This is a genomic window from Streptomyces sp. NPDC021115 (assembly GCF_044333065.1).
Classification (GTDB): domain Bacteria; phylum Actinomycetota; class Actinomycetes; order Streptomycetales; family Streptomycetaceae; genus Streptomyces.
Genome location: NZ_JBIRQF010000010.1, coordinates 67863 through 88800, shown reverse-complemented (window position 1 = coordinate 88800; position 20938 = coordinate 67863). Strand labels below are relative to the sequence as shown.

General features: G+C 73.0%; 18 protein-coding genes. 7 read left to right on the top strand and 11 right to left on the bottom strand.

Annotated elements, in window-relative coordinates; genetic code table 11:
- Nucleotides 1-104: 104 nt before the first annotated feature.
- Together ACH4TL_RS28045 and ACH4TL_RS28040 are read right to left on the bottom strand one after the other, a co-directional pair.
- Entirely contained in the window at nucleotides 105-1436 is a 1332-nt protein-coding gene (locus ACH4TL_RS28045) for an SWF or SNF family helicase (RefSeq protein WP_398321138.1), read from the bottom strand.
- Nucleotides 1433-4384 (bottom strand): DEAD/DEAH box helicase, encoded by a 2952-nt coding sequence (locus ACH4TL_RS28040; protein WP_398321140.1) that lies wholly within the window; start codon nucleotides 4382-4384, stop codon nucleotides 1433-1435. Before ACH4TL_RS28040 ends, ACH4TL_RS28045 begins: the two co-directional genes overlap by 4 nt.
- Nucleotides 4385-4527: 143 nt before the next feature.
- Here ACH4TL_RS28040 and ACH4TL_RS28035 point away from each other — a divergent pair, with 143 nt between their 5' ends.
- Entirely contained in the window at nucleotides 4528-4710 is a 183-nt protein-coding gene (locus ACH4TL_RS28035) for a hypothetical protein (protein ID WP_398321142.1), read from the top strand.
- A 202-nt stretch (nucleotides 4711-4912) separates the two neighbouring features.
- Here the strand turns inward: ACH4TL_RS28035 and ACH4TL_RS28030 are convergent, their stop codons facing one another.
- The 3 genes from ACH4TL_RS28030 to ACH4TL_RS28020 form a co-directional block, all read right to left on the bottom strand.
- Nucleotides 4913-5707 (bottom strand): hypothetical protein, encoded by a 795-nt coding sequence (locus ACH4TL_RS28030; RefSeq protein WP_398321144.1) that lies wholly within the window; start codon nucleotides 5705-5707, stop codon nucleotides 4913-4915.
- A gap of 84 nt (nucleotides 5708-5791) precedes the next feature.
- Nucleotides 5792-6328, bottom strand: coding sequence for a PadR family transcriptional regulator (locus ACH4TL_RS28025; protein WP_398321146.1), 537 nt, complete (start codon nucleotides 6326-6328; stop codon nucleotides 5792-5794).
- Between the two features lie 82 nt (nucleotides 6329-6410).
- Nucleotides 6411-7028, bottom strand: a complete 618-nt coding sequence (locus ACH4TL_RS28020; RefSeq protein ID WP_398321149.1) for a class I SAM-dependent methyltransferase — start codon at nucleotides 7026-7028, stop codon at nucleotides 6411-6413.
- 229 nt (nucleotides 7029-7257) lie between these two features.
- Here ACH4TL_RS28020 and ACH4TL_RS28015 point away from each other — a divergent pair, with 229 nt between their 5' ends.
- Nucleotides 7258-7698 carry a roadblock/LC7 domain-containing protein gene (locus ACH4TL_RS28015; protein ID WP_398321152.1) on the top strand — a complete coding sequence of 147 codons (441 nt, stop codon included), beginning with the start codon at nucleotides 7258-7260 and terminating at the stop codon, nucleotides 7696-7698.
- Nucleotides 7699-7790: 92 nt separating this feature from the next.
- On the opposite strand, the gene ACH4TL_RS28010 is transcribed toward ACH4TL_RS28015, so the two are convergent.
- A complete protein-coding gene (locus ACH4TL_RS28010; RefSeq protein WP_398321155.1) occupies nucleotides 7791-8219 on the bottom strand; it encodes a PPOX class F420-dependent oxidoreductase in 429 nt (142 codons plus the stop codon).
- Between the two features lie 119 nt (nucleotides 8220-8338).
- Between ACH4TL_RS28010 and ACH4TL_RS28005 the strand changes: the two genes are divergently transcribed.
- Together ACH4TL_RS28005 and ACH4TL_RS28000 are read left to right on the top strand one after the other, a co-directional pair.
- Nucleotides 8339-8743, top strand: coding sequence for a roadblock/LC7 domain-containing protein (locus ACH4TL_RS28005; RefSeq protein ID WP_398321158.1), 405 nt, complete (start codon nucleotides 8339-8341; stop codon nucleotides 8741-8743).
- A 103-nt stretch (nucleotides 8744-8846) separates the two neighbouring features.
- Entirely contained in the window at nucleotides 8847-9740 is an 894-nt protein-coding gene (locus tag ACH4TL_RS28000; RefSeq protein ID WP_398321161.1) for a DUF6397 family protein, read from the top strand.
- A 34-nt stretch (nucleotides 9741-9774) separates the two neighbouring features.
- Here ACH4TL_RS28000 and ACH4TL_RS27995 read toward each other — a convergent pair whose 3' ends face one another.
- Together ACH4TL_RS27995 and ACH4TL_RS27990 are read right to left on the bottom strand one after the other, a co-directional pair.
- Nucleotides 9775-10665: an acyl-CoA thioesterase gene (locus ACH4TL_RS27995; protein WP_398321164.1), complete on the bottom strand. Its 891-nt coding sequence runs from the start codon at nucleotides 10663-10665 to the stop codon at nucleotides 9775-9777.
- A gap of 61 nt (nucleotides 10666-10726) precedes the next feature.
- Complete coding sequence (locus ACH4TL_RS27990; protein WP_398321167.1) at nucleotides 10727-13240, bottom strand: DEAD/DEAH box helicase; 2514 nt, start codon at nucleotides 13238-13240, stop codon at nucleotides 10727-10729.
- Nucleotides 13241-13377: 137 nt separating this feature from the next.
- Here ACH4TL_RS27990 and ACH4TL_RS27985 point away from each other — a divergent pair, with 137 nt between their 5' ends.
- Nucleotides 13378-14169 carry a metal-dependent hydrolase gene (locus ACH4TL_RS27985; protein WP_398321170.1) on the top strand — a complete coding sequence of 264 codons (792 nt, stop codon included), beginning with the start codon at nucleotides 13378-13380 and terminating at the stop codon, nucleotides 14167-14169.
- Nucleotides 14170-14288: 119 nt separating this feature from the next.
- Here the strand turns inward: ACH4TL_RS27985 and ACH4TL_RS27980 are convergent, their stop codons facing one another.
- Together ACH4TL_RS27980 and ACH4TL_RS27975 are read right to left on the bottom strand one after the other, a co-directional pair.
- Nucleotides 14289-16070 (bottom strand): ABC transporter ATP-binding protein, encoded by a 1782-nt coding sequence (locus tag ACH4TL_RS27980; RefSeq protein ID WP_398321173.1) that lies wholly within the window; start codon nucleotides 16068-16070, stop codon nucleotides 14289-14291.
- Nucleotides 16067-17941 (bottom strand): ABC transporter transmembrane domain-containing protein, encoded by a 1875-nt coding sequence (locus tag ACH4TL_RS27975; RefSeq protein WP_398321176.1) that lies wholly within the window; start codon nucleotides 17939-17941, stop codon nucleotides 16067-16069. Before ACH4TL_RS27975 ends, ACH4TL_RS27980 begins: the two co-directional genes overlap by 4 nt.
- Nucleotides 17942-18096: 155 nt before the next feature.
- On the opposite strand from ACH4TL_RS27975, the gene ACH4TL_RS27970 reads away from it, so the two are divergent.
- Together ACH4TL_RS27970 and ACH4TL_RS27965 are read left to right on the top strand one after the other, a co-directional pair.
- Entirely contained in the window at nucleotides 18097-18831 is a 735-nt protein-coding gene (locus ACH4TL_RS27970; RefSeq protein ID WP_398321179.1) for a hypothetical protein, read from the top strand.
- A 176-nt stretch (nucleotides 18832-19007) separates the two neighbouring features.
- Nucleotides 19008-20420, top strand: coding sequence for a cation:dicarboxylate symporter family transporter (locus tag ACH4TL_RS27965; protein WP_398321182.1), 1413 nt, complete (start codon nucleotides 19008-19010; stop codon nucleotides 20418-20420).
- A 27-nt stretch (nucleotides 20421-20447) separates the two neighbouring features.
- On the opposite strand, the gene ACH4TL_RS27960 is transcribed toward ACH4TL_RS27965, so the two are convergent.
- Nucleotides 20448-20918: a MarR family winged helix-turn-helix transcriptional regulator gene (locus ACH4TL_RS27960; protein WP_398321185.1), complete on the bottom strand. Its 471-nt coding sequence runs from the start codon at nucleotides 20916-20918 to the stop codon at nucleotides 20448-20450.
- Nucleotides 20919-20938: the final 20 nt, after the last annotated feature.

Here is a 20938-nt window from a genome sequence, read left to right as displayed (position 1 = left end):
GGAGGCGTGTGCGGGGGTGTTCTGACGCCCTACGGTTGCCGCACCTCCACGAAAGGTTGCCGCCCCCGCGCGCCCTCCGCGCCCGGCTCGTGCCCGGTGCCGCGTCAGTCCGGGGCGAGCATCGCCAGGGCGGCCTCCGGGTCCTGGGCGGGCGGACCGGCGGGCCACCAGCGGCCCCGTTCCTTGCGGTACGGCCACCAGTGCCCGTCGCGTCCGTAGCGCACCTGGGCATCGGTGCCCACCGCCGTCCAGCGGTTGCCCGCCGCGCGCAGCCGGGGCGCCCGTTCACCCTCCTCCCAGGCGGCGGCGAGCTGCGCGCGGGCGCGGGCCAGGGCGTCGGCGTCCGGCGTCCACTCCTCCTCCAGCACGGCGAGCGCGTCGGCCCCGCCGTGCTCCCAGGCCCGTACGGCGCGGGCCAGATCCAGGCGGTCGCGTCCGCAGCCCGCCGCGAGCCGGGCGGCGATCGCGGCCGGGGGACCGGCGGCGGTCAGCCGCACCGTGTCCTGCCACTCCGTCAGCGCGGCAGGGACGGGGGCCGCGGCATGGCCGGGCGCCAGCGCCCGGGCCAGCAGCCGCTGGGCGCGTACGGCGGCGTCCGCCGCGAGGAACTCCAGCGCGGCGACGTCCAGCCCCGGCGCCGGATCCGTCCCCCCGGCGAGCGCCGGGGGACGGCCCGGCGCGGCGACGGCCGGTGGGGGAGCGGGCAGCGCCGCCGGGCCGGGCGCGGCGAACGCCTCCCGGGCCGGTACGCCCTCCGGGGCCGCGTCGGCAGCCTCTTCCCCGGCCGGGGGCGCGTGCCGGGCGGCGTGCGCCGCGCTGCGCACCTGGAGTTCGTCCAGCAGCTCCCGCTCCCCGCGCCCGCGCATCAGCAGCAGCAGATACGGGTCCTCGTCCAGCAGCCGGGCGACCTGATAGCACAGCGCGGCGGTGTGCGGGCAGTGGTCCCACGCCTCACACGCGCACTCCGGCTCCAGATCGCCTATCCCCGGCAGCAGATCGACGCCCACGGCGGCCGCGTCCTCGACGAGCTGCGGCGGCATGTCGCGGTCGAGCAGCGCGGCGATGTGCCCCGAGCGCTCCGCGACCACCCCGAGCAGCCGGTCCCACTCGCCGTCGTCCAGCTCCTGGAGCAGCACGTCGGAGCGGTACGGGGTGCGGTCCCGGTCCCGTACCACCGCGGTGATCCGGCCGGGCCGTACGCACACCGCGCCGACCGCGCCCTCGCGCGCGTGCTTGCGGCCGCGCTTGAGCTGCCCGTTGTCCAGCGCCGTGTCCTCCAGGGCCTTCAGCCACGCCCGGCCCCACCAGGTGCGGGCGAAGCCGCGGCCGTGGGCGGGCGGCAGGGCGGCGAGGGTGCGCTCGGGCCGCCCGCCGGGCGCCTCATCGGCGTATCCGCTCGCCTCCGGGTGTCCGTTCTCCTCCGTGGTGCGGCTCATCGCTCGGTCCCCCTCAGCTCCACCAGCTCCGCGAGCTGGGCGTCGGTCAGTTCGGTCAGCGCGCCCTCGCCGGAGCCCAGCACCGCGTCGGCCAGTTCCCGTTTGCGTTCCAGCAGCGCGGCGATCCGGTCCTCCACGGTGCCTTCCGCGATGAGGCGGTGGACCTGCACCGGCTGGGTCTGGCCGATGCGGTACGCGCGGTCGGTGGCCTGGGCCTCGACGGCCGGGTTCCACCAGCGGTCGTAGTGCACGACATGGCCCGCGCGGGTGAGGTTCAGCCCGGTGCCCGCCGCCTTCAGGGACAGCAGGAACACCGGCGCCTCGCCGTCCTGGAAGCGCCGCACCATCTCCTCGCGGCGCGCCACCGGCGTACCGCCGTGGAGCAGCTGCACCGGTACTCCGCGCGCGGTCAAGTGGCCCTCGAGGATCCGGGCCATCCGCACGTACTGGGTGAAGACGAGGACGCTCACGCCCTCCGCGAGGATGGTGTCCAGCAGCTCGTCGAGCAGCTCCAGCTTCCCGGACCGGCCGGGAACCACGGGCCGGTCCTCCTTCAGATACTGCGCCGGGTGGTTGCAGATCTGCTTCAGCCCGGTCAGCAGCTTGACGATGAGCCCGCGCCGCTCGAACCCGCTGCTGTCCGCGATCTCCGCCAGGATCTCCCGCACCAACGCCTCGTACAGCCCGGCCTGTTCCTTGGTGAGCGCGACGGCCCGGTCCGTCTCGGTCTTCGGCGGGAGCTCGGGAGCGATGCCCGGGTCGGACTTGCGGCGCCGCAGCAGAAACGGCCGGACCAGCTTCGCCAGCCGCTCCGCGGCGGCCGGGTCGCTGCCGCTCTCCACCGCCTGGGCGTAGCGCCTGCGGAACGCGTCATGGGTGCCCAGCAGCCCGGGGGTGGTCCAGTCGAGGATCGCCCACAGCTCGGACAGGTTGTTCTCGATGGGCGTGCCGGAGAGCGCCACGCGCGCCCTCGCCCCGATGGTGCGCAGGCGCTTGGCGGTCGCCGAGAACGGGTTCTTGACGTGCTGCGCCTCGTCGGCCACGACCATGCCCCAGGGGCCTGCCTCGGCCAGCCGCTGCGCGTCGAGCCGCATCGTGCCGTACGTGGTCAGGACGAACTCCCCCTCCGCGAGGCCGTCCAGGCCGCGCGCCGTGCCGTGGTAGCGGCGCACCGGGGTGCCCGGCGCGAACCGCTCGATCTCGCGCCGCCAGTTCCCCATCAGCGAGGTGGGACAGACCACCAGGGTGGGCCCGGCGGCCTCGGGCACGTCCTGCCGGTGCAGATGCAGCGCGATCAGGGTGATGGTCTTGCCCAGCCCCATGTCGTCGGCGAGACAGCCGCCGAGGCCGAGCGAGGTCATCCGGACCAGCCAGTCCAGTCCGCGCAGCTGGTAGTCGCGCAGGGTGGCGGCGAGGGCCGCGGGCTGGGCGACGGGCGGCCAGCCGTCGTCCTCCCCGGGCCGGGACTCCCCGGGCCTGGCGAGGCGGTCGCGCAGCGCGGCCAGCCAGCCGGTGGCCCGCACCTCGACCTCGGTGCCGTCGGCCTCCGCACGGCCGGTGAGGACGGCGCCGAGCGCGTCGACGGGGGCGAGCTTGCGGTCCCGGCGGTCGCGGGCGCGTCGCGCCGACTCGGGGTCCAGGACCACCCACTGGTCGCGCAGCCGCACCACCGGACGGCCCGCCTCGGCGAGCCGGTCCAGCTCCTCCCCGGTCAGCTCCTGGTCGCCGACGGCGAACCGCCAGCTGAAGCGGAGCAGCGCGTCGGCCGAGAGGAAGCCGGGCATCCGGGGCCCCTGGCCGCGCTCGGTGCCGTCCGCATCGCCCGCTGCGTCCGGGTCCTCCGGGCCGACGACGGCGCGTGCGGTGAGGCCGCGCACCAGCTCCTTCGGCCAGTGCACCGTCACCCCGGCCGCGTCCAGGGCCTCCGTCGCCGGGCCCAGCAGCTCGGTGACCTCCTCGTCGGCGAGGTCGACCGCCTCGGGCACGGCGGCCGACAGCAGCGGAGCGAGCGGCGCCCAGGCGCGGGCCGCGCGCCGCAGGGTGAGCAGGGCGTCCATCCGGGCCCGGGGGCCGAGCGCCACCCCGGCGGGCGCGGTGCCCGCCCACACCTCGGCGGCGTCCGCGACCAGGGAGGGCTCGGTGAGGCTGTGCAGTTGGAGGACGGCGCGGAAGCCGGGTCCTTCGCTGCCGTGGCCGAGCCCGTGGATCAGTTCGATACGGAGCGACAGCCGTACGCCCGCGTCGTGCCCGGCGGCGACGTCCGCCGCCCAGGCGCGCTGCTCGGGCAGCCGCCGCGGGGCGGCTGCGGCGAAGGCCGGGCCGCCCGCGGCCGTGGACGCGGCGGGCGAGCGCGGCAGCCCGTCTGCGACGGCGTCGAGGAAGGCGCGCAGATGCCGTTCGGGGTCGGGCAGCACCAGGGGGTCGGTGCCGGGCAGCGCCACCGCGTGGGCGGCGGCGGGCATGGTGGCGGCCAGCTCGCGCACCCGCTCCAGGTCGTCGCCGTCCAGTGGGCCGACGCGCCAGGCGTCGTGGTCGGTGGCGGTGAGGCCGGGCAGCAGGCGGCCGCGGGCGGCGAGTTGCAGGGCCAGGACGGCGGCGGCCCCCCAGAAGGCCGTCGCCGGGTCGGCCCCTCCCCGGTCCGGCCCCTCCCTGTCCGACGGCGCTCCGCCCGGCTGTGCGGCGGCCCGCGCCCGGGCCCGGGTGAGCACGGGCAGCGCCTCGGACAGGGACAGCACCCGCGCGGGTACGGCGCGGGTACGGACGCCGGAGCCGTCCGGGACGACGACGGTCAGTTCCTCGGTGGCCGCAGACGGCCCGCCGGGCGGTGGACCGTCCGGCCGCCAGAAAGCGACGCGCCCGGCGCGCGAGGGGTCGGCCGGGAGGAAGACGGCGGTGGAGCGGCAGAGTTCGGTGATCTCGGAAGGAGAGGTCGCGGAGGGTGGGGTCACAGCTCTGACGCATTCCTCAAATTTGACTACTGGAGTGGGCGGCCGAGGGTACAGGACGGCGAGCGGTCTGTGGAACCGGCGGCCGCCGGTGTCCGTTGTGAGGAGTGAATACGGCTATGGGCCGGGTTAAGGAGGCGGGTGCGATGTCCACGCGCGCGAAGGTCGCCACCGGAGGTGTGGTGGCCGGTGTGATCCTGCTGTGGCTGCTGCCCTTCTGGGCCGCGCTGCTGGTGATGGTCGGCGTTCCGGCGGCCGCCTATCTGCTGCTGGACCCGTCGCAGCGGCGCAGGCTGCGCGGTGTCTCCCGCAAGCAGCTGGGGCGCTGACCCCGGCGGTCCGGCCCCGGCGCCCGCGCCCCGGCCTCCGGGCGAGGCGCCGGGCCGTCGGCCGGGTCCGGGAGCGGGGGCGGCGCGCGCCTGGGAGTGACCGCGCAATACCGATCGCGGATCGTCCCCTGCTCCCCACCCCGGCCGGTCAGGGACGCCCGGGTCCGTGAGCCCCGTACGACGCGTCCCGTGCGTCCCGTGCTCAGTGCGGTCGTACGGCCAGCTCGTCCAGTGCCGTCAGCAGCCCCGGCAGCTCCGGACCGCGGCCGACCGGCAGCACCTCGCCGGGCTCGTCGTCGAGCAGCACGAACGCGATGTCGTCGGTCCGTGCCACCATGCTCCAGCCCGGCCCGTCCGCCCGCAGCGTCCGCGCGTCGCCAGCGGCGAACGCGGAGCGGATCCGTCCCAGCGGCGGAGGCGTGTCCAGATAGCCGCGCGCCTCTTCCAGGACGCGGCGCACACCCCTGTGCGGCTTCTCGCCCGGGGACACGAACGTCACGTCGTTGTCCACCTGTTCGCGCCAGATCGCCCACTGGAGCGCGATCTCGTCCGCACCGAGCCGCCGCTGCGCCGGACCCCACTGCCCGGAGTCCGGCGGTGCGAGCGGCGGCCGGGCCGCGCTCCCGGGCCGGGCGTCGGGCGCGGGATCGTGCGGCGCCGGTACGCCCGGAGCGGCCACCGCCACCGCGAGCGGCCAGCCGGGCAGGGAGGCGACCACGGTCCGGTCGTCGAGCGACAGCTCGTACTCCATGCCGCAGTCCCAGGTCGCGATGGCGCACGCCACGAGCGACACATCGTCGGTGACCACCGTCCAGCGGGCGCCCTTGCCGTCCTGCCCCAGCACCAGGCCGTAGCCCGGTTCGTACGGCTCCAGGCCGAGCGCGGAGCACACCTCGGGGTAGTCGTCGCCGAGCACGCTCGGGAACTGCGCGGGTGTCAGCAGCACGGCGGTCAGCACATACAGGGCTTCTTCGCCCGACTCCTCCGTGGCGGACACGGCGGCCTCCTCATGCGGTTCTTCGTCCGGCGCACCTTAACCAGCCGGTAGGCGCGGCGTCGAGACTCCGTAGCGCGGTCGGGGTCAGCTCCCGCCCCCGGCGCGCAGCGCGTCCAGGGTGCGCCGAAGCCAGGACAGTTCGGCCTGATTGGCGGCGCGCGCGAGGGTGAGGACGCCCCGCCGGAAGGGATCCTCCACCTCCTCCGCGCGCAGCGGCCGGTCGCCCTCGTAGAAGAGGCTGGAGGGGCGGCGCAGATGGGCCAGGCGGCGTTCGAGCACGGCCGTCTGACGCGCCGGATCGTCCAGATGCCGCAGGAACGACAGCAGGACGAACCAGCGGTTCTCGTCCGCGATGTCGCCTTCGGCCGGATGCGCGAGACGGCGGCGCAGCTCGGTCCGCCCGTCGGCCGTCAGGGTCAGGACGTGCCGGGGCGCGGCCCCCGCGCCCGGCCGGGTCTCACGGGCCAGCAGCCCCGCGTTCTCCAGCCGCTTGATGGCCGGGTAGAGGGTGCTCTCGGCCACCGGCTTGACGTGCCCGGTCAGCGCCGTGATGCGTTTGCGCAGCTCGTAGCCGTGCAGCGGCGCGTCGTGGAGGAAGCCGAGGATGGCGAGTTCGAGCATGCCCGCATTGTGGCGCACCCCTGTGCACCTCGTCGGCGCCGTGTGACTACGCCGTACGCCGATGGCGCTGCGCGGCCGGGCGTCAGCCCTGACGGACCGCGAGCGCCAGGAAGCGCGTGTCCTCGTCCGTGTAGGCGTCGAGCCGCCAGCCGCAACGGGCCAGCAGCGGCCGCAGGTTGGGCTCGGCCCGCAGATCGTCGGGGGTGAGCGCCCGGCCGTGGCGGGCGGCGAGGGCGGCGCGCCCCACCGGGTGGAACAGCGCGAACGATCCGCCGGGGCGCACCACCCTGGCCAGCTCGCGCAGGCTGTCTCCGGGATCGGTGAGATGCGAGATCAGCCCGGCGGCGAAGACCGCGTCCAGACAGCCGTCGCGCAGCGGTAGCCGGGCGACATCGGCGAGGGCGAGCGCCCCGTCCCGGTCCCGTCCGGCGTGTCGGGCAGCCGCCAGCATGGCGGGCGTGAGATCGAAGCCCAGCACGGTCCCGCGGGGGCCGACCGCGGCGCGCAGCGCGGGCAGGGCGCGGCCCGTGCCGCAGCCCGCGTCGAGCACCGCGTCCCCGGTGCGCAGGCCCAGATCGGCGACCGCGGCGGCATAGGCAGGGCCGTCGTCGGGGAAGCGGCTGTCCCAGTCGGCCGCCCGGGGTGTGAAGAAGTCCCGCACGTCGGCCGCGCTGTCTCGGTGGGGGCGCTCGTGGCGCATGACGGGCTCCTCGGTTCGCGGTCCTGAGAGAGGGATGGTCCTGAGAACAGATCGGTCTTCAGAACAGATTCGGGCATCGAGCGATCGTTCTGGAATCTGTCTCTGTCAAATTCCAACAGGTTCGTAATGCGCCCCCCAATGCGCCCCCTCGGGGGCTACCGTCCCTGGCCCATGGGGGGACCCCGAGCGCGCCGCCCGCTCGCGGCGCGTGCCGACCGAGGAGACCGTCATGATCAAGCGCCGCGCAGCCGCCGTCCGCTCTTTGGTCGGTCGTGACAGGAATCTGCTCGACCCGGGCCTGCTGGACCGGATCCTGGACGACGGAGCGGCCCGCGCCAGGGGTGTCCGCCATGCCGTGCTGCTCGCGCAGGACGGGACCACCCTCAGCGCCTCCCGCGGGCTCTCCCGCCGGGACGCGGACCACCTGGCCGCGGTCGCCTCGGGATTCCACGGCCTGGCCAGGAGCGCGGGCCGCCGTCGCGCGCGCCCCGCCCGGGTGCGCCGGACGATGGTCGAGCTGGAGAGCGGCACCCTCTTCGTCGCGGCGGCGGCCGCCGGGACCTGTCTGGTCGTGCTGAGCGTCGCGGGAGCTGACCCGGCCACGGCGGCCGCAGAGACGGCCCGGCTCGTCGAGGTGGTCGGCGAGCGACTGCGCCGCGCCCTCGGCTGACCGCGGCAACGACGGATGCGACCGCGAGCGATTGATTTCGGTCGAATCGGCACACTGTCGGCCCACTCAGGTCCTCTCGGTGCACTCTTCGACTAGTCGGCGATATCGGCGAGGGCGGTGACCTTGTCGATACGGACCCGAACCAGCAGCTCACCGGGGACGCCGTTGCGGGCCCCGAACTGTTCGGCGCGGTCATCGCCCATATAGCGGGCGGCGATCCGGGTGGCCCACTCCCGTACCTCCCCCAGGTCGTCGCTGAGCTCGGCCCGGCCGCGCACCGTGACGAAGGAGAACGGCGGCCGGTCGTCGTCCACACAGAGGCTGACCCGGGGTTCCCGGGCCAGATTGCGACCCTTGACCGTGTCCTGACCGGTGTTGAACACCAGGTCGTCCCCGTCGAGCAGGAACCAGATGGGCGCCAGATGCGGGCTTCCATCGGCCCGTACGGTCGCCAGCTTGCCGGTGCGGGTGCCCTCGGAGAGGAACTTCTGCCACTGATCCTTCGACATGTTCTGTGCCATGTCCCCATCTTGCGTCAAGCAGCGCAGAACGGCCGGAGGGACGGGGAGGACGGGTTGCCCGGACGGCGGCGGTGAGAAAGGCTGGCACGCAGCTGAAGGGGAATCGGGGAGGAACGCCAATGGCACTCAGCAAGGGGCTCGACTGGTTACTGGACGACCTGACCAACCGCATCGCGCAGGTGCGGCATGTGCTGGTGCTGTCGAACGACGGGTTGGTGACGGGGGCGAGCGCGACGCTCGAACGCCAGGACGCCGAGCACCTGGCGGCGGTCGCCTCCGGGCTGCACAGCCTCGCCAAGGGGTCCGGCAACCACTTCCGGACGGGCCGGGTGCGGCAGACCATGGTCGAGTTCGAGGAGGGCGTCCTGTTCGTGACGGCCGCGGGTGACGGCAGCTGTCTCTGCGTCCTCAGCGGCCCGGACGCCGATGTCGGGCAGGTCGCCTACGAGATGACGCTGCTGGTGAACAGGGTGGGGGAGCACCTGGGAGTCGATGCCCGGCAGGAGAGCGGCGCCCCGAGCTGAGAGTTGTCCACAGGCGGTTGTCCACAGGCCTGACGGACCGTCGTGCCGCGGCGCTATCGTCGTCACTGTCAGTGATTGATGGATCGCGGGGGAGGACTTCGTCATGGCAGTGGTACGAGTGGAGCAGGAGGCCCGGAAGGCCCAGAGGCAGCCGACGGGGGTCGCGTTCCGCACGGCGGCCCGGATGCTGGGTCTCATGCCGCGCGAGTTCGAGCTGGCCGAGCAGCTGGGGGAGGTGCGCACCATCTCCACCCCGGCCGGGCGGCGGGTGGCGCGGGAGGAGCTGGCGCGGCTGACGGCCGCCGAGGGATTCCCGGAGGCGCTGCGAGACCGGGTGCGGGTGGTCGGCACGGCGGACGGGGCCGAGTTGCTGGGCATCAGCCCGGGGCGGCTCACCCGCCTGGCGCGCGGTGGCTTCTTCGCTCCGGCCCGGTTCTACGTCAATCGGTACCGGCGTGTGGTGTGGCTCTATCTGGCGGCCGATCTGAAGGAGTTCGCCGTCCGCGAGCCGGATCTGCTGACCGGCCGCACCCCACCGGGGCTGAGCGCGTCGCTGGCCGCCGGGGAGGACGCACGGGGCGAGCAGTGGCGGACGCGGCGGATCGAGCAGCTGCTCTCCCGGACCAGGGACCCCTGGGAGCGGGCCGGGGTGCTGGCCGCGGTGCTGGGCCCCGACGAGCTGGCGGTGGCCGTCAGCGATCCGTATGACCTGGACCATGTGCGGGAGCTGCGCCCCGCGCTCGTCCCGGTGCGCCCCGCCGCGGCCGCGGCGCGCAAGGTGATCGACAGGGTGCAGACGGTGGAGGGGCCTGAGGAGATCCTGCGGTACCGGGTGGCGCTCGCCGACGCCGTGCGGAAGGCGCGCCAGAACCGCCCCGCACCGCGCCCGGACGCCGCGGTGGCATCGCTCCCCACCTGCCGCACCCGGCCCCCGGGCCCGGGCCGGGTCGCGGGCAGGCCGCGCGGCCTGTGGCGCAGGCTGGTCGGCAAGCGCTGAACCACGGCGGGGCGCACCGCCCCGGGAGCGAGGCTCAGCCGCTCTCCGTGGGCTTCGGCGCCGGGGCCAGCGGGCGGAACAGCCCCTCCTGGACCACCGATACGAGGAGGCGGCCCGCGCGATCGTAGATCCGGCCGCGCGCCAGGCCCCGCCCGCCGGTCGCCACGGGCGACTCCTGGTCGTAGAGGAACCACTCATCGGTACGGAAGGGCCGGTGGAACCACATGGCGTGATCCAGCGAGGCCATGTCGAAACCCCGGGGACCCCAGAGCGGCTCGACAGGCACCCGCACCGCGTCCAGCAGCATCATGTCGCTCGCGTAGGTGAGCGCGCAGGTGTGGACGAGCGGATCGTCCCCGAGCGGTCCGACCGCGCGCATCCACACCGCGCTGCGCGGTTCCGCCTCCGTCAGTTCCTCATCGGTCCAGCGCAGCCGCTCGACGTACCGGATGTCGAAGGGCTGGCGGCGTTCCATCCGCGCAAGTGTCTCGGGGAGGGTCCCCAAGTGCTCGCGGATCTCATCGGAGAGCTTCGGCAGGCTCTCCGGCTCAGGTACCTCGGGCATCGGCAGCTGTTGCTCGATGCCCGGCTCCGGACGGTGGAAGGAGGCCGTCAAATTGAAGATCGTCCGACCCTGCTGGACCGCGACGACCCGGCGGGTGGTGAAGGAGCGCCCGTCCCGGACCCGCTCCACCTGGTACACGATGGGCACGCCCGGCCGACCCGGGCGCAGGAAGTACGCGTGGAGCGAGTGCACCGGACGGTCCCCGTCGGTGGTGCGCCCGGCGGCCACCAGCGCCTGCCCCGCCACCTGTCCGCCGAACACCCGCTGGAGCGATTCGTCGGGGCTCAGCCCACGGAAGATGTCCACCTCGATCCGTTCCAGGTCGAGCAGATCGACCAGACGTTCGGCGGGATTGGTCATCGGGGGTGCTCCTTCGCTGCGGTGGTTCGCGCCCCGGACGGCGGCCCGGGGCGCGGGGGGCCTACAGCTGGCCCACGTCGGTGACCCGGACCACGGCCCGGCCCTCCTCGTCCGAGGCGGCCAGGTCGACCTCGGCCGAGATGCCCCAGTCGTGGTCGCCGTTCGGATCGTCGAAGGTCTGCCGCACCCGCCACAGCCCGTGCTCGGGCTGCTCCTCGATCTGGAGCAGCTTCGGGCCGCGGGCCTGCGGACCGGTGCCCAGCTCGTCGTACTCGTCCCAGTACGCGTCCAGCGCCTCCGCCCACGCGTCCTCGTCCCAGCCGGACTCGGCGTCCATCTCGCCCAGCTCCGCCACCTTGTCGAGCGCGGCCAGCTCGACCCGGCGGAACATCGCGTTGCGCACCAGCACCCGGAAGGCACGGGCGTTCGAGGTGACCGGCCGGACCTGGTCGGCACGCTCCTGCGCCTCCTCCGCGGACTCCTCCTCCGGATTGGCGAGCTGTTCCCACTCGTCCAGGAGGCTGGAGTCGACCTGCCGCACCATCTCGCCGAGCCAGGCGATGATGTCCTCGAACTCGTCCGACTTCAGGTCGTCCGGCACGGTGTGGTCCAGCGCCTTGTAGGAGCTGGCCAGGTAGCGCAGCACGATGCCCTCGGTCCGGGCCAGGTCGTAGAGCGAGGTGAACTCGGTGAAGGTCATCGCCCGCTCGTACATGTCGCGGATCACCGACTTGGGCGACAGCGGGTGGTCGCCGACCCACGGGTGGCTCTTGCGGTAGAGCCCGTAGGCGTGGAAGAGCAGCTCCTCCAGCGGCTTGGGGTAGGTGATGTCCTGGAGCCGCTCCATGCGCTCCTCGTACTCGACCCCGTCCGCCTTCATCGCGGCGACCGCCTCGCCGCGCGCCTTGTTCTGCTGGGCCGCCAGGATCTGCCGCGGATCGTCCAGCGTCGATTCGACCACCGAGACCATGTCCAGGGCGTAGGACGGCGATTCGGGGTCCAGCAGCTCGAACGCGGCGAGGGCGAAGGTGGACAGCGGCTGGTTGAGCGCGAAGTCCTGCTGGAGGTCCACCGTCAGCCGGATGTGCCGTCCCTCCGCGTCGGGAGTCTCCAGCTGCTCGACGATCCCGCCGTCCAGCAGCGAGCGGTAGATCGCGATCGCCCGGCGGATGTGCCGCAGCTGGTTCTTGCGCGGCTCATGGTTGTCCTCGAGGAGGAGGCGCATCGCGCGGAACGCGTTGCCGGGGCGCGCGATGACCGACAGCAGCATCGTGTGGGTGACCCGGAACCGGGAGGTGAGCGGCTCGGGGTCGGAGGCGATGAGCTTTTCGAAGGTGTTCTGGCCCCAGTTGACGAAGCCCTCCGGGGCCTTCTTGCGGACCACCTTGCGGCGCTTCTTGGGGTCGTCCCCCGCCTTCGCGAGCGCCTTCTCGTTCTCGACGACGTGCTCGGGAGCCTGCGCCACCACGAACCCGGCGGTGTCGAACCCGGCGCGCCCGGCCCGGCCCGCGATCTGGTGGAACTCCCGCGCCCGCAGCGTCCGCACCCGCTGCCCGTCGTACTTCGTCAGCGCGGTGAACAGTACGGTCCTGATCGGTACGTTGACGCCCACCCCGAGCGTGTCCGTACCGCAGATGACCTTCAGCAGCCCGGCCTGGGCCAGCTTCTCCACCAGCCGCCGGTACTTCGGCAGCATCCCCGCGTGATGCACCCCGATCCCGTGCCGGACATAACGGGACAGATTCCGGCCGAACTTGGTGGTGAAGCGGAAATTGCCGATCAGAGAGGCGATCTCGTCCTTCTCCGCGCGCGTGCACATGTTGATGCTCATCAGCGCCTGCGCCCGTTCGACCGCCGCCGCCTGGGTGAAGTGCACGATGTAGACGGGGGCTTGCCGGGTCTCCAGCAGCTCGGTCAGCGTCTCGGTGAGCGGCGTCGTGCGGTATTCGTAGCTCAGCGGCACCGGCCGGGTCGCCGACCGCACGACCGCGGTGGACCGCCCGGTGCGCCGGTTCAGATCCTCCTCGAACCGCGACACATCGCCGAGCGTTGCCGACATCAGGATGAACTGCGCCTGCGGCAGCTCCAGCAGCGGGATCTGCCACGCCCAGCCCCGGTCCGGCTCCGCATAGAAGTGGAACTCGTCCATCACCACCTGGCCGATGTCGGCGTCCTTGCCGTCCCGCAGGGCGATGGACGCCAGCACCTCGGCCGTACAGCAGATGATGGGCGCGTCCGCGTTGACCGACGCGTCACCGGTGAGCATCCCGACGTTCTCGGTGCCGAAGATCTTGCACAGCTCGAAGAACTTCTCCGAGACCAGGGCCTTGATCGGCGCGGTGTAGAAGGTGACCTCGTCCCGGGCCAGCGCGGCGAAGTGGGCGCCCGCGGCCACCAGGCTCTTTCCCGATCCGGTGGGCGTCGACAAGATGACGTTCGCCCCGGACACCACTTCGATCAGCGCCTCCTCCTGGGCGGGATAGAGCGAGATGCCCCGCTCCTCGACCCAGGTCGAGAACCTCTCGAAGAGAGTGTCGGGGTCGGCTTCGCTCGGCAGCTGATCGATAAGAGTCACGGACCTATACTGCCTGGTTTCCCCGGCGGGACGGGAACCGGCTGTGCGGACGAAGATCGTTCGTCGTTAGGGTGTGGTACGCCAGTGCAACCAACTCCCGCACCACAGCGGGCAAGAACCAGGGGCGGGGTACGACCATGATGGGACCGGCGCATTCGCTGTCCGGAGCGGCTGCCTGGCTGGGGGTGGGGGCGGCGGCCGCGGCGGCCGGCCACGCGATGCCCTGGCCGGTGCTCGTCGCAGGCGCGCTGATCTGCGCCGGAGCGGCGCTCGCCCCCGACCTCGACCACAAGGCGGCGACCATATCCCGCGCCTTCGGACCGATCTCCCGAGGGCTGTGCGAAGTGATCGACAAGCTCTCGTACGCGGTCTACAAATCGACCAGGAAGCCGGGCGACGCCCGCCGCTCGGGCGGCCACCGCACGCTGACCCACACCTGGGTCTGGGCCGTCCTCATCGGCGCAGGAGCCTCGGCGCTCGCCGTCGTCGGCGGCCGCTGGGCGGTGCTCGGCATCCTCTTCGTCCACATGGTGCTGGCCGTCGAGGGGCTGCTGTGGCGCGCGGCGCGGGTCTCCAGCGACGTCCTGGTGTGGCTGCTCGGGGCCACCAGCGCCTGGATACTCGGCGAGATCCTGAACAAGCCGGGGAACGGCGCGGACTGGCTGTTCACCGCACCGGGCCAGGAGTACCTGTGGCTGGGGCTGCCGATCGTCCTCGGTGCCCTCGTGCACGACATCGGCGACGCGCTCACCGTCTCCGGCTGCCCGATCCTGTGGCCCATACCGATCGGCCGCAAGCGCTGGTACCCGCTCGGCCCGCCGGAGGCGATGCGCTTCCGCGCCGGGAGCTGGGTCGAGCTGAAGGTGCTGATGCCCGTCTTCATGATCCTCGGCGGCGTCGGCGGGCTGGGCGCCCTCGGCATCATCTGACCCCCGCACCCGCACCCCGCCCCGGCTCCGCACCCGGGTCCCGCGGCGGTCCCGGTCCGGACTATGCCGGTACTGGGACCGCCGGGGCGCAGGTACCCGGGGCGCGGGCGCCCTGGGCGTCACTGGTGCCAGGAGCGCCACAGCGCCGCGTAGGCGCCGTCGGCCGCCACCAGCTCGTCGTGGCTGCCCAGCTCGCTGATCCGGCCCGCCTCGACCACCGCGATCACATCCGCGTCATGGGCGGTGTGCAGCCGGTGGGCGATGGCGACCACCGTCCGGCCCTCCAGTACCTGGCCCAGCGACCGCTCCAGATGGCGGGCCGCCCGCGGGTCCAGCAGCGAGGTGGCCTCGTCCAGCACCAGGGTGTGCGGATCGGCGAGCACCAGCCGGGCCAGCGCGATCTGCTGCGCCTGCGCCGGGGTCAGCGCCAGCCCGCCCGAGCCGACCTCCGTGTCCAGGCCCTCCTTCAGCGCCCGCGCCCAGCCGTCCGCGTCCACCGCGGCGAGTGCCGCCCACAGCTCGGCGTCCCGCGCGGAGGTCCGGGCCAGCAGCAGATTGTCGCGCAGCGAGCCCACGAACACATGGTGCTCCTGGTTGACCAGGGCGACATGAGTGCGCACCTGCTCGGCGGGCATCCGCGCCAGCTCCGCGTCGCCCAGGGTCACCCGGCCGGTCCGCGGGCCGTAGATCCCGGCCAGCAGCCGTCCCAGCGTGGACTTGCCCGCACCCGACGGGCCCACCAGTGCCAGCCGGGTCCCCGGCGGCACCGTCATGGACACCTCGTGCAGCACATCGCTGCCCTCCCGGTAGCCGAACCGCACCTCGTCCGCCCGCACCTCACGGCCGACGGGCGTCACTCCGGCGTCGGCCGGGCCCGGTTCGATCTCCCGCACCCCCACCAGCCGGGCCAGCGACACCTGGGCGACCTGGAGCTCGTCGTACCAGCGGAGGATCAGCCCGATCGGCTCGACCAGCATCTGCGACAGCAGCGCCCCCGTCGTCAGCTCGCCGACCGTCATCCAGCCCCGCATCACACAGACGCCGCCGATCATCAGCACCGAGCCCGTGATCAGGGTGTAGCTCACATTGATCACCGGGAAGAGCACCGAGCGCAGCCAGAGCGTGTAGCGCTCCCAAGCCGTCCATTGCCTGATCCGCAGCTCGGACTGGGCGATCCGCCGGTCGCCCAGCCGGTGGGCCTCGATGGTCCGGCCCGCGTCCACGCTCTCGGTCAGGGACGCGGATACCGCCGCGTATCCGGCCGCTTCCGAACGATAGGCGCTCGGCGCCCGCTTGAAGTACCAGCGGCAGCCGATCACCAGCACCGGGAGCGCCACCAGCACCGCGAGCCCCAGCGGCGGAGCCGTCACGGTCAGCGCGCCCAGCAGCAGGCCCGTCCAGACCACACCGATGGACAGCTGCGGTACGGCCTCGCGCATCGCGTTCGCCAGCCGGTCGATGTCGGTGGTGATCCGGGACAGCAGATCGCCGGTCCCGGCCCGCTCCAGCACGCCCGGCGGCAGCCCCACCGACCGCACGAGGAAGTCCTCGCGCAGATCGGCCAGCATCTGCTCACCCAGTACCGCACCGCGCATCCGCACCATCCGCACGAACACGGTCTGCACCACGAGCGCCACCGCGAACAGCGCCACGGCGCGCTCGATATGGAGGTCGTCCTTGCCCTGCGACAGGTCCTCGACCACACCGCCCAGCAGCTGGGGGCCAGCCATCGAGGCCAGCACGGCGGTGGCGTTCACCGCCATGAGCACGATGAAGGCCCTCCGGTGCCGCCGCAGCAGCTCGCGCACATAGTCCCGCACGGTGGCGCCCGTGCCGACCGGCAGTGTCGTCGCCGACTCCGGTGCGGCCGGGTCATAGGCGGGTGGTGCCACGCCGATCATGCCGACTCCTCGATCTGTTCCTCGATGCGTTCCAGCTCCGTGAGCCCGCCGCGGCCGTCGCCGTCCCGCTCCCGGCCGCCCTCCGGCTCCCGGGTGACCACCGCGCGGTAGGCGGGGTCGGTGCCCAGCAGCTCGCGGTGGCTTCCCACTCCCGCCGCCATGCCCCCGTGCACGAACACCACCCGGTCGGCCTGGTCCAGCAGCAGCGGGCTGGAGGTGAACACGACCGTGGTCCGGTCCGCCCGGAGCCGTTTCAGCCCCTCCCCGACGCGGGCCTCGGTGTGCGAGTCCACGGCGGACGTCGGTTCGTCCAGCACCAGCACCTCCGGGTCGGTCACCAGGGAGCGGGCCAGCGCGAGGCGCTGCCGCTGGCCGCCCGAGAGCGAGCGGCCGCGTTCGGTGATCCGGGCGCCCATCGGGTCCCCGTCGCCGGAGTCGGCCAGCGAGGCCAGCTCCAGCGCCGCCAGCACATCACCGCACTGCGCCGCCTCCAGCGCCTCCCGGGCCGGCACCGCGCCCGACCGCGGCACGTCCAGCAGCTCGGTGAGCGTTCCCGACAGCAGCACCGGGTCCTTGTCCTGGACGAGCACGGCCGTGCGCGCCATGGCCAGCGGCATCTCGTCCAGCGCGACCCCGCCCAGCAGCGCCGAAGCAGCGCCGTCACCGGCTCCGGAATCCGCGCCGTCCTCGGCGGGGTGGCCGCCGAGCCGGTCCGCCATCCGCCCCGCCGCGTCCGGATCACCGCACACCACCGCGGTCAGCTGGCCGCTCGGCGCCAGCATCCCGGTGGCCGGGTCGTACAGATCACCGGTCGGCAGCTTCTCCTCGACACCGGACCCTGACCCGGCCGTCCGCGCGTCCCCGACCGTGGCCGAGGAGCGCCGCAGCGCCAGCACCCGGGCCGCGCGCCGCGCCGAGGGCCGGGAGAAGGAGTACGCCATCGCGATCTCCTCGACGTGCTTCAAGGGGAAGAGCAGAAACGTCACCGCGCTGTAGACGGTGACCAGCTCACCCACCGAGATCTGCCCGTTCCCCGCCAGCACCGCGCCGTACCAGACGACCCCGATCAGCAGCATCCCCGGCAGCACGACCTGCACCGCCGCGATCACCGACCACATGCGCGCGCTGCGCACCGCCGCGGTCCGTACCTCCTGGGAGGCCCGCCGGTAGCGGCTCAGGAACAGGTCCTCGCCGCCGATACCGCGCAGCACGCGCAGCCCGGCCACGGTGTCCGACGCCAGCTCGGTCGCCCGGCCCGCCTTCTCCCGCTGCTCATCCGCCCGGCGCGCGGCCCGCGGCAGCAACGGCAGCACCGCCAGCGCCAGCGCGGGCACGCCGAGCGCCACCACCGCGCCGAGCGCGGGCTGGTAGATCACCAGCCCCACGCACAACCCGACGGTCGTGATGGCGGCCGCGGTGAAACGGGACAGCGCCTCCACGAACCAGCCGATCTTCTCGACATCGCCCGTGGACACCGCGACGACCTCGCCCGCCGCCACCCGCCGCGTCAGCGCCGACCCCAGCTCGACCGTCTTACGGGCCAGCAGCTGCTGCACCCGGGCCGCCGCCGTGATCCAGTTGGTGACCGCTGCCCGGTGCAGCATGGCGTCGCCGACCGCGGTGAGCACCGTGAGCCCCACCATCAGCGCCCCGGCCAGCGCGAGCCGCGAACCGGAGCGGTCCACGACCGCCTGCACACCGAAGCCGATCGCGAGCGGGAAGCACACCAGCGCCGCCATGTGCAGCAGACCCCACAGGGCGGCCTTGATCTGCCCGCCAAGCTGGTTCCGGCCCAGCCAGACGAGAAACCGGGTACCTGACCGTACGTCGGGCAGACCGGGGTCGGAGTACGGAAGATCGCGAATGCGCATGGCGTTCCTGGGTGAGTGGCGGCGGCCGGGAAGGCAAAGAGACGTGAAAGGTTGACGCTTCACGGGTGCGAATTTCAACTGGTTTTCCCGCAGCGGGACGGAACACGCCAATCCCGCGCGCGCCGGGCCCACGCCGGAGTGGGACGATGGGGCACATGCGAATTTCCGGCACGATGTCCACTCGTACGGCGGTTGCGACCGCCGCGGCCCTCGCCCTTCTCACCGCCTGTGGCGGAGGCGGAGACGGCGGTGGCGACAAGGGCGGCCAGGGGAAGCAGGCGATGCGGAGCAAGGCCCCGGTGTCGGACCCCACCCGCATCCCGGAGGTGGGAAACGCCCTCCAGGCCAAAATCCCCGGAAATTCGCGGCAGGTTGTCGCGGTCTACGGCAACGGGGTGAACTCCGCCGACGCGACCGTGGTGCTGTACACCAAGGACGGCAAGGACTGGAAGCGCACCCGTGGTTGGGCCGGTCACAACGGCAAGCGCGGCTGGACGACGGGTCATCACGAGGGCGACAAGCGCAGCCCGGTCGGCGTCTACACGCTCAGCGACGCGGGCGGAGTGCTCCCGGACCCCGGCGCCCGGCTGCCGTACAGCGAAACGGCCGCCTTCGCCGCTCCCCACTCCTGGCCCAAGTCGCACTGGACGGACTTCAACTACGTCATCGCCATCGACTACAACCGCGTCAAGGGCACCTCACCCCTCGACCCGACCCGCCCCGAGGGTCAGCGCAAGGGCGGGAGCATCTGGCTGCACATGGACCACGGCAGTGGTACGTCGGCCTGCGTGAGCCTGCCCAAGTCCGGCATGGAGTATCTGTTGCGGAACCTCGACCCGAAGCAGCACCCGGTGGTGGTGATGGGGGACAAGGCGCACCTGGCCGCCTGAGCCCGAACGAGGCGTAGAGGTGCGGACGTAACACCACGGCATCAGGGTTTTCGCGGCTGTTACACGGAACTCATCGGCGGAAATCTGCGCTCGGCCATAGTGGCGCTGCGCGGAAGTGATTTTCCGCATCTCAGAAGTCGCTGGATGTCCCCGGACATCCCTGTCGAGGAGTTTCCGTGCCGCACCCCTCACCATCCGTCGTCCGACGTGCAAGCCGAGCGCTGCGCACCTCACTGTTCACGCAGGTCGCCTGTGCGCTCGTCCTCGGAGTCGCGGTCGGGAAGCTGTGGCCGGACGCGGGCACGGCCGTCCAGCCGCTCGGCGACGGCTTCGTACGCCTGATCAAGGCGGTCATCGCGCCGCTCGTCTTCTGTGTGGTCGTCGCGGGCATCGCGAAGGCCGGGGATCTGAAGGCGTTCGGGCGGATCGGACTGAAGGCGCTGATCTGGTTCGAGGTGGCCACCACGGTGGCGCTGATCCTCGGACTGCTCGCCGCCAATCTCGTCGGGCCCGGCAGCGGCATGCACGTCGATCCCGCCTCGCTGGACGGCTCGGCCGTGGACGACCAGACGGCCGGGGGCCATCTGCCGTCGGCGTCCCAGTTCGTGCTCGACGCCCTGCCGGACAGCGCGGTCGGCGCCTTCGCCGAGAACTCCCTGCTCCAAGTCCTGGTGCTGGCCTGCCTCGTGGGGGCGGCCGTGCTGCACCTCGGCAAGACCAAGGTGCCCGCGATCCTCTCGGCCGTCGACCAGGCGCAGCAGGTCGTCTTCGCCGTCGTCGGCTTCCTCATGAGGCTCGCGCCGCTCGCGGTCTTCGGCGCCATGGCCCATCTGGTCGGGCAGTACGGACTGGGCGCCCTGGCGACGTACGGCAAGCTGATCGCGCTGTGCTACGGCGTCGCGCTGCTCTTCCTCGTCCTGCTCGCCGTGGCCCTCAAGGCGGTCACCGGACTGAGCCTCTGGAAGTTCGTCAGGTACACCCGCGAGGAGATGCTGCTCGCGCTCGGCACCGCATCCAGCGAGAGCGTGCTGCCGCGCATGATGCAGAAGCTGCGCGCGGCCGGGTGCCGCGAGGACGCGGTCGGGCTGGTGCTGCCCACCGGCTACTCCTTCAATCTGGACGGCGCGTCGATCTACCTGTCCATCGGCACGCTGTTCATCGCCCAGGCGGTCGGCGTCGACCTGAGTCTCGGCCAGCAGATCACCGTCGTCCTGGTGCTGATGCTCACCAGCAAGGGCATGGCGGGCGTGCCCGGGTCTGCCTTCCTCGCCCTGTCGGCGACGGCCTCGGCCCTAGGGGTGATCCCGGCCGCCGCCGTCGCGCTGCTGCTCGGGGTGGACCGGATCATGGACTCGATGCGGGTGGCCACCAATCTGCTCGGCAACTGTGTGGCGGTCTTCGCCGTCGCGCGGTGGGAGGGCGCGCTCGACACCGCACGGGCCAAGCGGGTCCTCGCCGGTGAGGCGACCGGGGGCGAGGCCACTCCCGAGGTCGCCGCTGAGGTCGCCGCCGAGGCCGCTGCCGATGCCGGTGAGAAGGCCGCCGTCCTGTCGTCGGATCCCGTGACCGGTCCGGCCGTGCGCCGCTGACCGCTCCCGAGCCCCCCGGCCCCCACGTCAGCAGCGGCTGCCCGGGGGGTCGGAGAGGGAGTCGAGCAGGTCGCCCAGGGCGTCGCGCTGCTGATCGTCCAGCGGGGCCAGGACGTCCTCGGCGGCCGCCCGGCGCGCGTCACGCAGGGCGCGCAGGGCCGACTCGCCGGTCTCGGTCAGCTCGATCCGCACCACCCGGCGGTTGGACGGATCCGGCGCGCGGCGCACCGAGCCGTGCGCCTCCAGCGCGTCCACCAGCGAGGTCACCGCGCGCGGGACCACCTCCAGGCGTGCTGCGAGGTCGGCCATCCGGGGTGGCCCGTCGTGGTGTGCCACGGTGCGCAGCAGCCGGGCCTGGGCCGGGGTGATGCCCAGTGGCTCCATATGGTGCTTCTGGGCACGCTGAAGCCGTCGGGTCAGGCGCAGCAGCTGCTCCGCGAGGCGGCCGGATGTCTCAGGGCCGGGCGTCTCGGGGCCGGATGTCTCGGGGGTGGACATGATCGCAGTCTATCGGACCA